General features: G+C 62.0%; 9 protein-coding genes (1 of these 9 cut by a window edge). 6 read left to right on the top strand and 3 right to left on the bottom strand.

What is annotated here, in order from left to right; translation table 11 throughout:
* Nucleotides 1-195: 195 nt before the first annotated feature.
* Nucleotides 196-888: an alpha/beta fold hydrolase gene (locus ACO07N_RS04990; RefSeq protein WP_421979963.1), complete on the bottom strand. Its 693-nt coding sequence runs from the start codon at nucleotides 886-888 to the stop codon at nucleotides 196-198.
* Nucleotides 885-1,646: a bifunctional 2-polyprenyl-6-hydroxyphenol methylase/3-demethylubiquinol 3-O-methyltransferase UbiG gene (gene ubiG, locus ACO07N_RS04985; RefSeq protein ID WP_421979962.1), complete on the bottom strand. Its 762-nt coding sequence runs from the start codon at nucleotides 1,644-1,646 to the stop codon at nucleotides 885-887. Before ubiG ends, ACO07N_RS04990 begins: the two co-directional genes overlap by 4 nt.
* 201 nt (nucleotides 1,647-1,847) lie before the next feature.
* Here ubiG and ACO07N_RS04980 point away from each other — a divergent pair, with 201 nt between their 5' ends.
* The 6 genes from ACO07N_RS04980 (at nucleotide 1,848) to clpB (ending at nucleotide 11,514) form a co-directional block, all read left to right on the top strand.
* Nucleotides 1,848-3,098, top strand: coding sequence for an aspartate kinase (locus ACO07N_RS04980; protein ID WP_421979961.1), 1,251 nt, complete (start codon nucleotides 1,848-1,850; stop codon nucleotides 3,096-3,098).
* A 70-nt stretch (nucleotides 3,099-3,168) separates the two neighbouring features.
* Nucleotides 3,169-5,436 carry a phosphoenolpyruvate--protein phosphotransferase gene (ptsP, locus tag ACO07N_RS04975; protein WP_421979960.1) on the top strand — a complete coding sequence of 756 codons (2,268 nt, stop codon included), beginning with the start codon at nucleotides 3,169-3,171 and terminating at the stop codon, nucleotides 5,434-5,436.
* A 253-nt stretch (nucleotides 5,437-5,689) separates the two neighbouring features.
* Nucleotides 5,690-6,763, top strand: coding sequence for a peptide chain release factor 1 (gene prfA, locus ACO07N_RS04970; protein ID WP_421979959.1), 1,074 nt, complete (start codon nucleotides 5,690-5,692; stop codon nucleotides 6,761-6,763).
* A 2-nt stretch (nucleotides 6,764-6,765) separates the two neighbouring features.
* On the top strand, nucleotides 6,766-7,620 hold the full coding sequence (gene prmC / locus ACO07N_RS04965) for a peptide chain release factor N(5)-glutamine methyltransferase (protein ID WP_421979958.1): 855 nt from the start codon (nucleotides 6,766-6,768) through the stop codon (nucleotides 7,618-7,620).
* Between the two features lie 362 nt (nucleotides 7,621-7,982).
* Nucleotides 7,983-8,705 carry a DUF4167 domain-containing protein gene (locus tag ACO07N_RS04960; protein ID WP_421979957.1) on the top strand — a complete coding sequence of 241 codons (723 nt, stop codon included), beginning with the start codon at nucleotides 7,983-7,985 and terminating at the stop codon, nucleotides 8,703-8,705.
* Nucleotides 8,706-8,916: 211 nt separating this feature from the next.
* The gene (gene clpB, locus ACO07N_RS04955; RefSeq protein WP_421979956.1) at nucleotides 8,917-11,514 is read left to right on the top strand and encodes an ATP-dependent chaperone ClpB; all 2,598 of its coding nucleotides are present in this window, start codon (nucleotides 8,917-8,919) and stop codon (nucleotides 11,512-11,514) included.
* Nucleotides 11,515-11,601: 87 nt separating this feature from the next.
* On the opposite strand, the gene ACO07N_RS04950 is transcribed toward clpB, so the two are convergent.
* Nucleotides 11,602-13,337, bottom strand: the 3' portion of a protein-coding gene (locus ACO07N_RS04950; protein WP_421979955.1) for a M23 family metallopeptidase. The gene runs 241 nt beyond the window's last position; 1,736 of the gene's 1,977 nt are visible here — the last part of the coding sequence; its start codon lies off the right edge, out of view — the gene reads right to left on this strand; the stop codon is at nucleotides 11,602-11,604.

Here is a 13,337-nt window from a genome sequence, read left to right as displayed (position 1 = left end):
TTTCGCGCCTGCGGCCCGAAACCGTCCTGAGATCCATTCCATCCGGGTGGCAGGAGAGTTTGCGTGTGCCATCTTTCCCGGATCTACCGGACCAGCGTGAGACAACTCTAGTTTTGCTGCAATTCGAATCTTTGACAGGGATCAAAAAAAACTGCGCCATCAGGTCGCAGACGGTATCGTGGAGGGCGCCCGGGGTCAGGCAAGGAAAGCGCGCAGTTTCGCCGTCACTTCCTCAGGTTGCTCGAGTGTGGACAGGTGTCCGCAGTCTTCCAGAATGACGAGTTCGCTGCCGGCAACCAGTTGATGGATCTCAACGGAGAGATCCGGCGCGATCAGGCGGTCACCATCCCCGGAAAGCACGAGCGTCGGGCAGGCGACCCTTGCGAGGGAGGGGCGGGAGTCGACGCGCGCCGCGTTGGCGTCTTGCTGGCGGATGAAGGCATCGGCACCGGTCTCCGCGGCCATCTCGTGAACAATCGCCCTGAGGTGTTCGCTGGTTTCATTCTTTTCGTGAACGAAACCGGGAAAGAAGAGATCGGGGATCTTGTCGAAACGATCTTTCCGGGCGAGTTCGGTCAAGACCTGCCGTTGCTTCGCCCTTTCCTCGGAATCCGCACGCGCCGAGGTGTTCAATAGCGCAAGTCTTTCAACGCGTTCGGGTGCGCGCCGCATGACTTCGAAGGCGATGTAGCCACCCATGGAAAGCCCGACGAGCGAAAAACGGTCCGGTGCGTCTTCCAGAAGACGGTCGGCAATCGCACTGATGCTGTCGTCCAACCGGTTGTCCGCCACCATGATCGGGCGATCCGAAAATGCCGCGATCTGGGGCGCGTAAAGACTTTCCGTGCAGAGCAGACCGGGCACGAAGACGAGCGGAGCGATCATCATGATGCATCCGGTCTTTCCGCAAGCAGCATGTAGTTCACGTCCATGTCGCGGGACTTGACCCACGCGTCGGTCAGCGGGTTGTAGCTCACGCCCGATCTGTCCGTGATCGTGAGCCCTTCTGCGTTCAACGGACCCTCGATTTCGGACGGTTTGACCAGTTTCTCGTAAGAATGCGTGCCTTTGGGCAGCCAGCGCAGCACGTATTCGGCGCCGACAATGGCAAGCGCATAGGCTTTCAGCGTGCGGTTGATGGTCGCAACGAACATCATGCCGCTGGGCCGGACCATGCTGCCTGTCGCCTGGAGAAACAGGGGAACATCGGCAACGTGTTCCACCACTTCCATGTTCAGGATAACGTCGAAGGTCTCTCCGGCCGCCGCGAGTTCTTCAGCGGTCTGTGCACGGTAATCGATCTTGAGACCGGAACTTTCCATGTGCAGCTGGGCAATCTTGATGTTGGTCTCCGAAGGGTCCGCACCGACCACATCGGCCCCGAGGCGGGCCATCGGTTCGCTCAACAGGCCTCCACCGCAGCCGATATCCAAGAACCTCAGACCCTTGAAGGCGTCGGAGGCCTTTGGATCGCGTCCGAATTTCCGGCACACTTCTTCTTTTATGTAGGCAAGGCGAACGGGATTGAACTTGTGCAGCGGTTTGAACTTGCCGGTCGGATCCCACCATTGCTCAGCCATTGCGGAAAAGCGGGCAACCTCCTCTTCGTCGATGGTACTCGCGGTCGTTTGAGCCTTGACTGACATTGGACACATCCCTTTCCTCGGCGACGTCACTGCGTGTTGGGCGCCGTTCACTGTTTAGCTGTCGTTCAGCGTCCTTGACCATTTGTCAAGTGAGCGCAGGTCACACGGAGTTGCAGCAAGGCAGCACAGACTGTATGCATGACCGCCGATCCATCCGGAGCGTCTCGCGCTTCATGACAGACTAGATTGAATACGAGTGGTATGGCCCGACTGGTTTTAAAATTTGGGGGGACTTCGGTTGCCGATCTCGATCGCATCCGAAATGTGGCCCGCCACGTGAAAAGGGAAGTGGAAGCCGGACACCAGGTTGCGGTGGTCGTTTCAGCAATGGCTGGGCAGACCAACAAGCTGGTGGAATATTGCCGCGACGCCGCCCCGCTTCACGACGCACGCGAATATGATGCCGTCGTCGCGTCCGGCGAGCAGGTCACATCCGGCCTGCTTGCGATCGTGCTGCAGGACATGGGTGTGAATGCGCGCTCCTGGCAGGGCTGGCAGGTTCCGATCAAGACCGACGAAAACCACGGCGCCGCGCGGATCCGCGAGATCGATGCCGGGTTCCTGGCCGAACGCCTGGATCAGGGACAGGTTGCCGTCATGGCCGGCTTTCAGGGAATCTCGCCGGACAACCGGATCGCGACGCTCGGGCGCGGCGGGTCGGACACGAGCGCGGTTGCGATCGCTGCAGCCATCAAGGCCGACAGGTGCGACATCTATACGGATGTCGACGGCGTCTACACGACCGATCCGCGGATCGTGCCGAAGGCACAGCGTCTTGAGCGTGTCTCGTTCGAAGAGATGCTCGAAATGGCGTCGCTGGGTGCGAAGGTTCTGCAGGTGCGTTCCGTCGAAATGGCGATGGTGCACAATGTCAGGACGTTCGTGCGCTCCAGCTTCGACGATCCCGACGCGCCGCAGGCCGGCAAGGACGGTCTCCCAATTGGTACTCTCATTTGCGACGAGGATGAACTCGTGGAACAGCAAGTTGTCACCGGCATTGCCTATGCCAAGGACGAAGCCCAGATCTCACTGCGTGACGTGGCCGACAAGCCCGGCGTCGCGGAATCGGTTTTCGGGCCGCTCGCCGACGCCCACATCAATGTCGACATGATCGTCCAGAACATTTCGCCCGACGGGAAGACGACGGATATCACCTTTACCGTGCCGGAAGGTGATTTCGAGCGTGCCAAGAAGGTGCTGGACGACAACCGCAGCGAGATCGGCTTCCAGAATCTGGAAGGGGCGACCGACGTCGTCAAAGTCTCCGTGATCGGGATCGGCATGCGCTCTCATGCCGGTGTCGCGGCCCAGTGTTTCCGCGGCCTTGCGTCGAAGGGCATCAACATCAGGGCGATCACGACATCGGAAATCAAGATATCCGTGCTGATCGATTCCGCCTATGCAGAACTTGCGGTCCGGACTCTCCATTCGCTATACGGGTTAGACGGATAGTAAAACCGGCGGGCGGTACCGGACGAACGGGGCCGCTGGCCGCCTGAGGCGGAAATCAGACGGGGGCGCAATGCGCAGCAACCTAGCCGGACCGCGCCTTTTGCTCCGCAGACTCCGTGAAGTCATGGCGGAGCCGATCACGGCGCAAGAGCGACTTGACAAGATCGTCGTGCTGATTGCGTCGAACGTCGTTGCCGAGGTGTGTTCGGTTTATATCCTCCGTGCGGATGGCGTGCTTGAGCTCTATGCGACCGAAGGTCTGAACCGCGAGGCGGTTCACAATGCGTCGCTGCGTGTCGGTCAGGGCCTTGTCGGCTTGATTGCAGCGGAAGCCCGCCCGCTCAATCTCCCGAATGCGAGCGCCCACCCGGGTTTCACCTATCTGCCGGAAACGGGTGAAGAGGCCTACAATTCCTTTCTCGGGGTGCCCATCCTGCGCGCCGGCCGGACGCTCGGCGTGCTGGTCGTCCAGAACCAGTCTCACCGGACCTATCTCGAGGACGAGGTGGAGGCCCTGCAGACGACGGCGATGGTCATTGCCGAAATGGTGGCGGCCGGAGAGCTTGAGGCAATCGCGCAAGAAGCGACCGGGCTGGATCTCTCCAGACCGATCACGGCAACAGGCGCCGGGCTTTCCGAAGGCGTCGGTCTCGGCCACGTCGTGCTGCATGAACCGCGCGTCGTCGTCACCAACCTGATTGCCGAGGACACCGATCAGGAGACCGCGCGCCTGGAAGGCGCCATCAACCGGCTCAGGCTTTCCATCGACGATCTGCTGGCGAGCGGCGAGATTGCCGCGATGGGCGAGCACCGCGAGGTGCTGGAAGCCTACCGGATGTTCGCCTACGACCGGGGCTGGATTCGCAAGATCGAGGACGCGATCAAGAACGGGCTGACCGCCGAGGCCGCCGTCGAAAAGGTGCAGAGCGACACGCGCGCGCGCATGCTCCGCCAGACGGATCCGTATCTTCGCGAAAGACTGCATGATCTGGATGATCTTGCGCACAGACTGATCCGCGAACTCATGGGCCGCGAGCACGGCCCGGGCCTCGGCGAACTGCCACAGGACGCCATCATCGTCGGCCGCAACATGGGTGCGGCCGAGCTGCTCGACTATGGACGCGACCGGATCAGGGGCCTGGTTCTGGAGGAAGGCGGGCCGACGAGCCACGTGACCATCGTTGCGCGCGCGCTGGGAATTCCCACCGTCGGGCTGGTCGACGACATCGTCAGTCTCGCGGATGCGGGCGACGCGATCATCGTTGACGGCGACACCGGCGAAATTCACCTGCGTCCCGCGGCCGATCTGGAAAATGCCTATGCCGAGAAGGTCCGCTTCCGGGCGCGGCGCCAGGCCCAGTACCGGCGGCTGCGCGGCAAGCCCTCCGTCACCAAGGACGGGGTGGAGTTCTCCCTGCAGATGAATGCCGGTCTCCTGATCGACCTGCCGCATCTGGAAGAATCAGGCGCGGCCGGGGTCGGCCTGTTCAGAACGGAACTCCAGTTCATGGTCGCGTCCGCGTTTCCGCGCATGCGCGAGCAACAGGCGCAGTACAGCCAGATCCTGGATGCGGCGGACGGCAAGCCGGTCACGTTCCGCTCGCTCGATATCGGCGGTGACAAGGTGCTGCCCTATCTCCGGTCCATCCAGGAAGAAAATCCGGCAATGGGCTGGCGCGCCCTGCGTCTCGGTCTCGACCGCCCGGGCCTTCTGCGGACGCAGATCAGGGCCTTGCTGCATGCCGCGGCCGGACGCGACCTGAAACTCATGTTTCCGATGGTCGCCGAAGTCGACGAGTTCCTGCAGGCGCGCGCGCTGGTCGACCGCGAGGTCAAACACTTGCGCCGTCATGACCACCCGGTTCCGGAGAACATTCGCCTGGGTGTCATGGTCGAGGTTCCCTCGCTCCTGTTCCAGCTTGACGAACTGATGACCTATGTCGACTTTGTCTCGGTCGGGTCGAATGATCTCTTCCAGTTCTTCTGCGCCGTCGATCGCGGCAACACGCGGGTTGCGGAACGGTTCGACACGCTGAACGTCGCTTTTCTGCGTGCCTTGAAATCAATCGCGGACAGCGCAAATAAACATCATGTGCCGGTGACACTGTGCGGAGAGCTTGCGGGCAGGCCGCTTGAGGCCATGGCTCTGATCGGTCTGGGATACCGCGACCTTTCCATGTCTCCGGCGGCGCTCGGTCCGGTCAAGGCCATGCTGCGCACACTCGATACCAGCCGTCTGTCCGCGCGCCTTCTGCCGAGGCTCGAGCCCGGGCATGACGACAACAAGATCCGGGATGTGCTGAAGCGTTTCGCGGCCGAGACGGATGTTGCGCTCTAGGGTGCGGACCTTCGCGGCTGCGAATGCCCGGATCCGCCGCGCGGGATGATCGCAGATCGCCTCTGGCTGTCCGCTCCTTGCGCTGATATGTCGGAAAGCCATCCGGAACGAACAGATTCGCGTCCTCTCGCGCTGCGCCGGAACAACAAACCTGGAACCGGACTGCCGTCACCGGCATCGCCCGTTTCTCAAAGACGACCTATTGCGTGCGGCGTATGTGTGCCGCCAATCCGACCTGGGAGATCCTGCGCTCATGCTGGCGCGTCAGAAACTCGATACACTGCTTGACCGTTTCGCCGAGATCGAACACCTGATGTCGAGCGGACCGGATCCGGCTGCGTATGTGAAGCTGTCCCGGGAATATGCCGGACTGGAGCCGCTCGTTCAGAAAATCCGTGCGCTCATCAAGGCGGAAGACGAGCTTGCCGGTGCCCAGGCACTCATCGCCGATCCGGAGACGGACGCCGAAATGCGCGAACTTGCCGAACTCGAGCGCGACGAGTTGAGCGAAAGCCTGGAACAGCTTTCGCAAGAGGTCCGGATCGGCCTTCTGCCCAAGGACGAAGCCGACGCCAACGATGCCATTCTCGAAGTCCGCGCCGGGACCGGCGGGGATGAAGCTGCCCTCTTTGCCGGCGATCTGTTCCGCATGTATCAGAGGTTCGCGGAATTGCAGGGCTGGAAAGTGGAAATCCTGTCGGCGAGCGAAGGCGAGGTCGGCGGTTTCAAGGAAATCATCGCGTCGGTCTCGGGTGACAACGTGTTCGCCCGGCTCAAGTTCGAATCCGGTGTGCACCGCGTGCAAAGGGTGCCGGCGACGGAATCAGGCGGACGCATCCACACGTCGGCGGCAACCGTCGCCGTTCTGCCGCAGGCCGAAGACGTCGATGTCGACGTGCAGGACAGTGATTTGCGCATCGATACGTTCCGCGCGTCCGGGGCCGGCGGCCAGCATGTCAATACCACCGATTCCGCCGTGAGGATCACGCATATCCCGACCGGGATCGTCGTCGCGGTTCAGGACGAGCGGTCGCAGCATAAGAACAAAGCGCGAGCGATGCAGCTGCTGCGCGCGCGCATCTACGACGAAGAGCGCGAAAAGGCCGCGAGCGAACGGACCGAGGCACGCCGTCTTCAAGTTGGTTCGGGCGACCGTTCGGAGCGCATCCGGACCTATAATTTTCCCCAAGGCCGGGTCACCGATCACCGCATAGGGCTGACACTCTACAAGCTCGACCAGATTATCGCCGGCGAAGGGCTTGCCGAGGTCATCGAGGCGCTGATTGTTGATCACCAGGCCAATCTGCTTGCCTCCGAAGACGCCTGACAATGCAGGCGGGCGCGCTGTACAGGCTTGTCAGAGACCGGTTTCGCAACGCGGGCGTTGCCGATCCCGAGCCTGATGCGAAGCTTCTCGTCAGCACCCTGCTGGGCATCGGCATCTCCGACCTTCTTCTCGACGCGAGCCGGGAGGTCGACGCCGCGCGCGTGCGGGAAATCGAGGAAAAGGCCAGCCTGCGCATCGGCGGCATGCCGGTCGGCCGTATCCTCGGCGAGCGTGAATTTTACGGACGGCGGTTCCTCCTGAACAGCGCGACACTGGAGCCGCGGCCTGACACGGAAACGCTGATAGACGCCGTTCTTCGCGCGACTTCACCAGATCTGCCGATCACGCTGTGGGACATCGGCACAGGGTCGGGGGCGATTGCGGTTACGCTCCTGGCCGAACTGCCTCGCAGCCGCGCCATTGCGATCGACCTTTCGGAGACCGCGCTCGCATGCGCCATGGAAAATGCGCGCCAGCATGGCGTGGCCGACCGGTTCCATCCCCTTTGCGCCGACTATCTTGAGGCGCTGGATGCGGGCGATGGAAGCGGGCCGGACTGGATCGTCAGCAATCCGCCCTACATCCGCAGCAGCGTTCTGGAGCGCCTCAGTCCGGAGGTAATCGATCATGATCCCCGACTCGCGCTTGATGGTGGCGAAAACGGTCTGGATGCCTATACGGCTCTTATTCCGCAGTCGGCGCGATTCCTGCGGCCGGACGCACGGATCGCGCTGGAGATCGGATATGACCAGGCACTGACTGTTGAAAAACAGTTGCGTCAACACGGCCTTGGAGAGATTGAAATCATTAAGGATCTCGCCGGGAAGGACCGTGTTGCGCTTGCGCGCAAGATATAATTTTACTGTTTTGATCCAAACGCGAAAAAGCACTTGGAAATTGCACCGGAAACGGTTAGGTTCGACTCGCCGAAACCGGAAATGTGAACAGCGTTTAGCGGGGCATACGCATCCGGCAGCACGAAAACGGGACACGCTTGACGCGCGACCAATTCAGCTGCAAATCGGGCCTTCCGGTGTTTTGGACTGTCGACGAGGAAGACGTGAGCGCTGGCCTTCGGCCTGTAGTGCGTTGCGCGTGTTTTGAAAGGCAGCCGCGAACCAGCATAGTTGGTTTCGGTGTGTATTTCGTATCGGTTTATGCAATTCCGATGTTGGGTCAGCGTTTCGCTGACCGCCGTTCCGCAAGAGAAAACGGCAGGATGAGACCAGGAAATCAGAGCAATAAGCGCATGCGCGGTCGGGGCCGCAAAGGTCCCAATCCGTTAACCCGGACTTACGAATCAAACGGTCCTGATGTGAAAATCCGCGGCACAGCGATGCACATCGCGGAAAAATATCAGCAGCTGGCCAGGGATGCCCAGGCATCCGGCGACCGCGTGATGTTCGAGAACTACAACCAGCACGCGGAGCACTATCTGCGCATCGTCGCCGCCGCACAGCCGCAGCAGCAGCCGTCGGCACAGCCGGCGGCGCGTGCAGACAGCGAAGAGGCGTCCGCCGAAGCCGCCAACGGAACAAACGGCGCCACGCCGCCGGTCAACGGTTCGGAGCGGCCTGCGCAGGATCGTGCCGCCGCGGACGGCGACGTTGTCGACGCCAACAGCCCGCAACCGTTTATCGAGGACATGCCGGTGATCGACCAGGAAGGTCAGGTCAATGGTGCAGGCCAGAAAGCGGATGCCGATGACGGCGATGGCGACGACAAGCCGCGCCGCCGGGCACGCACCTCAAGGTCGCGGGCGCCGCGGCGCGCATCCGGCGACCAGGCGGAAGGCATGACGGAGGCACCGGCTGAAGAGGGCGAAGGTTCGGTTGAAGCTTCCGATGACGAGCAGGCCAAGCCGCGCCGGCGGACCACACGGACCCGTCGGCCCAAGACCGGTGAAGACGCGCCGGCGGAAACCGCGGTGGTGTCGGACTGAGGCCAAACTGCCAAATCACAATGATCCTGAACGGCGTCCCATGGGCGCCGTTTTTTGTTGCGCGGATTTTGGGCCGTGGGGGCTTTTGTGATGAAAATGCAACACTATATTAGGGGAGCAGTGCTTGATGAGGCTGCATGGATGCCCTCGGGGTCCATATCCAACGACGTTCCCCACGCTTCGGGTGGTGAGGACGGGTAGGAGGTAGAGAATGAATTTTGAAAAATACACTGAGCGCGCACGGGGCTTTGTTCAATCCGCTCAGACATTTGCGCTCGGGCGCGGCCATCAGCAGTTCGCTCCGGAGCACATTTTGAAAGTGCTTCTGGATGATCCGGAAGGTATGGCGACCGGCCTGATCGACAGGGCCGGCGGACAGGCGAAGGCGCTTAAGGGGGACCTGGAAGGGATCCTCGACAAGATGCCGAAGGTCTCCGGCGGATCCGGGCAGCTCTACATGGCGCAGCCGACGGCACGCCTTTTCGAGCGGGCTGAAAAGATCGCCGAAAAAGCGGGCGACAGCTTCGTTACCGTCGAGCGGTTGCTGCTTGCCCTTGCCATGGATGGCGAGAGCGAAGCCGGCAAGCTGCTGAAGCGCCATGGCGTCACGCCGAACGGTCTGAATGACGCGATCAACCAGCTTCGCCAGGGCCGGACGGCCGACAGCGCAACCGCGGAAAACCAGTATGAAGCGCTGAAGAAATATGCCCGGGATCTGACGGAGGTCGCCCGGGACGGCAAACTCGACCCGGTGATCGGCCGAGACGAGGAAATCCGGCGCACCATCCAGGTCCTGTCCCGCAGGACCAAGAACAACCCGGTTCTGATCGGTGAGCCCGGTGTCGGCAAAACGGCAATCGCGGAAGGCCTTGCGCTCAGGATCGTCAATGGCGATGTCCCGGAGTCGCTCAAGGACAAGCAGTTGCTTGCGCTGGACATGGGCGCGCTGATCGCCGGTGCGAAGTACCGCGGTGAATTCGAGGAGCGTCTGAAGGCGGTCCTGTCGGAAGTCGAAGCGGCGGCTGGCGGCATCATCCTGTTCATCGACGAGATGCACACGCTTGTCGGTGCGGGCAAGGCCGATGGCGCAATGGATGCGTCCAACCTTCTGAAACCGGCGCTTGCGCGCGGTGAGCTTCACTGTGTCGGTGCGACGACGCTCGATGAGTACCGCAAGCATGTGGAAAAGGACGCGGCGCTGGCCAGGCGTTTCCAGCCGGTCTTCGTCACGGAACCGACCGTGGAGGACACGGTCTCGATCCTGCGCGGCATCAAGGAAAAATACGAGCTCCATCATGGCGTTCGCATTACCGACAGCGCGATCGTCTCGGCGGCGAACCTGTCCAACCGCTACATCACGGACCGGTTCCTGCCCGACAAGGCGATCGACCTGGTCGATGAGGCGGCGAGCCGGCTGCGCATGCAGGTCGATTCCAAACCGGAAGAGCTCGATGAACTCGACCGGCGGATCATCCAGCTGAAGATCGAACGCGAAGCCCTCAAGGTGGAAAGCGACGAGGCCTCCCGCGACCGGCTGAGCAAGCTCGAACAGGAGCTGACGAACCTGGAAGAGCAGTCCCAGGCCCTGACCAACCGCTGGCTCGGCGAGAAGGAAAAGCTCAACCTTGAACAGAAGATCAAGGAGCAGCTTGAACAGGCGCGGACCGATCTGGAAATCGCGCAGCGGCAGGGTGACCTGGCAAAAGCCGGTGAGCTTGCCTATGGCGTCGTTCCGGATCTGGAGCGGCAATTGTCCGAGGCCGAAGCGTCCGAAGACAAGGATGCCATGGTCGATGAAGCCGTCACGCCGTCGCATATTGCGCAGGTGGTTTCGAAGTGGACCGGTATTCCGGTGGACAAGATGCTGGAAGGTGAACGCGAAAAACTGCTGCGCATGGAGGACATGCTGGCGAAGCGGGTCGTCGGCCAGGCCGAGGCCATTCACGCGGTGTCCACCGCCGTCCGGCGTGCACGCGCGGGGCTGCAGGATCCGCACCGTCCAATCGGTTCGTTCATGTTCCTCGGACCGACGGGCGTCGGCAAGACGGAACTGACGAAGGCGCTTGCCAGTTTCCTGTTCGATGACGACAGTGCGATGGTGCGCATCGACATGTCCGAGTTCATGGAGAAACACTCCGTGGCCAGGCTGATCGGCGCGCCTCCGGGCTATGTCGGTTACGAGGAAGGCGGTGCGCTCACCGAAGCGGTGCGCAGGCGGCCCTACCAGGTCGTGCTGTTCGATGAAATCGAAAAGGCGCACAGCGACGTGTTCAACGTGTTGCTTCAGGTCCTCGATGATGGCCGCCTGACCGACGGCCAGGGACGGACCGTCGATTTCCGCAACACGCTGATCATCATGACGTCGAACCTGGGTGCGGAGTATCTGGTCAACCAGCCGGAAGGCCAGGACAGTGATGCGGTCCGGGATGAAGTCATGTCGGCGGTGCGCGGCCATTTCCGGCCGGAGTTCCTGAACCGGCTGGACGAAATCGTCCTGTTCCACCGCCTGCAGCGCTCGCAGATGGGCGATATTGTCAAGATCCAGCTGGAGCGGCTGCGCACGCTTCTGGTGGACCGCAAGATCACGCTCAACGTGGACGACAGCGCGCTCGGCTGGCTGGCCCAGAAAGGCTACGATCCCGCCTATGGCGCCCGCCCGCTGAAACGGGTCATCCAGAAGGATGTCCAGGATCCGCTTGCTGAAAAACTTCTTGGCGGAGACATCCATGACGGCCAGACCGTCGATGTGTCAGCCGGTGGCGACAGGCTGGTGTTCCAGGTCGCCGGTTCGGAGAGCGCGGCTGCGTGATCTGCCGGATCCGATGCACGACAGACAAGGCCCCGCGGAACGGACGTTCCGCGGGGCCTTGCCGTTCTCTCAGATTGTCCGGCCGGTTCAGTTGACGGCTGCGACCCGCGAGGGCTTGCGGGCCCGTTCCAGCAGCGTGTCGACGCGGTAGCGCTCTTCCTCGAAGCTTGCCCGCATTTGCCCGTCCAGCGTCCGCCCCTTGGGCAGCTTGATGCGCATGGGATCGACGTATCGGCCGTTGACCAGGACCTCGTAATGGAGATGCGGTCCGGTCGACAGGCCGGTGGAGCCGACATAGCCGATCACCTGGCCCTGCGTCACGCGGGCGCCCTCGCGGATGCCCTTGCCGAAGCCGGTCATGTGGCTGTAGGTCGTCACGTAACCGTTGGTATGGCGCAGTTCGACGCGCCGGCCGTATCCCGACGCCCATCCGGATTTGACGACGGTGCCGTTGCCCGCCGCGATGATCGGCGTTCCGCGCGGAGCGGACCAGTCGACCCCGCGGTGCATGCGCGTATATTTGAGGATCGGGTGGCGCCGCATGCCGAAACCGGACCGGAACTTGCCGCCGTTGAGCGGCTTGCGGACCAGGAACTTCTTGGCGCTCTGGCCGGAGCCGTCGTAAAAGTCGGTAGCGCCGTCGTCAGGAGTCCGGTAGCGGTAGAATTCGCGTTTCGTGTTGCCGGTATTGAGGGCCGCGTAGAGGATCTTCGGTGCCGAATTGTCGTCTCCGGGCGTGAAGAACAGCTCAAGCGCGTCGCCCGGCTGGACGCGGGAATTGAAATCGACATCGAACGAGAACATGCGCACCAGATCATCGATGATCTCTTCGGGCATGTCCTGCTCAAGGGCCGTCTGGTAGAGACTGTCGTAGATCGCGGGTGTCGGCCCGCCGTAGGACACACGGTCCGCTTCGGCAAAGGCATCGGCGAGGAATGTGCTCGGCTCCTCGGCCTTGATGTAGTTGCCGCTGTCGGACCGGGCAACGGTCGCCTGGTGTTCGGTGGCGGTGTACAGGGACACCCGCTCGGGCCGCATCTTTTCCAGATCGTCCGGTGAGGGCGCGTAGGCAATGCGCAGGCGCTGGCCGTCCTCAAGTTCGGTGATGCCGAAAAGGCTGGCGAATGACGAAGAGATGTTGCGCGCTTCCTGCGTGCTCGCGTCATAGTCCAGAAGCAGGTCGGTCAGGTTCTGGCCTTCGGTGATCGGCACGATGCTCTCTTCCATACCGGCGAAGCGGATCTCTTCGTCCCGCTTGGAGACGAAGGAGACGTTCTCCGGCGTGATGCGGACGGCGTAGCGTTCGAGATCCGGCTGGAGAGCGAGATTGAAGTCAAAGCGGCCCGGATCGACCAGCTTCTTTGCGGCGGCCTGCGGGGAATTTGCCAATAGCGACCGTGCCGATTCCCGGACAACGAGTTCGATCTCGGTTTCCGACGGGGTCCTGTCGTCCTTGATCAACGGACTGGAGGTCGGGAACGGTGCCAGGGAGATGCTGACCTCGCTCTCCAGCTTGGCGCCGTAGATGCTGTCCGCGATCAGGGCCGTCGTTGTCTCGGCAAACTCCGTTCCGCTGGGTTCGTCGGTCCGGTCGGAGAACATGTTCAGGGGATTGAAAGCCGGGATCAGGTCCGCAAGTTCCGGATCCTTGCGGGTTGCAAGGGAGGCGCTGACAAAGACATGCGGCTGAACCCGGATATGGTCCTTGTCGCCGACGCGCGCGACGACATTCACGTCGATCACGTTCTTGCTGGAATATTCGGCGGCGGTCTTCAGGACCCGGTCGCCCTTGCTGCTGCCGCCATTCGAGGACGAAACGCCGG

Source organism: Roseibium sp., assembly GCF_965229775.1.
Classification (GTDB): domain Bacteria; phylum Pseudomonadota; class Alphaproteobacteria; order Rhizobiales; family Stappiaceae; genus Roseibium.
Note: the sequence above shows the minus strand (reverse complement) of the source record. Positions and strands in the feature narration are given on the sequence as shown.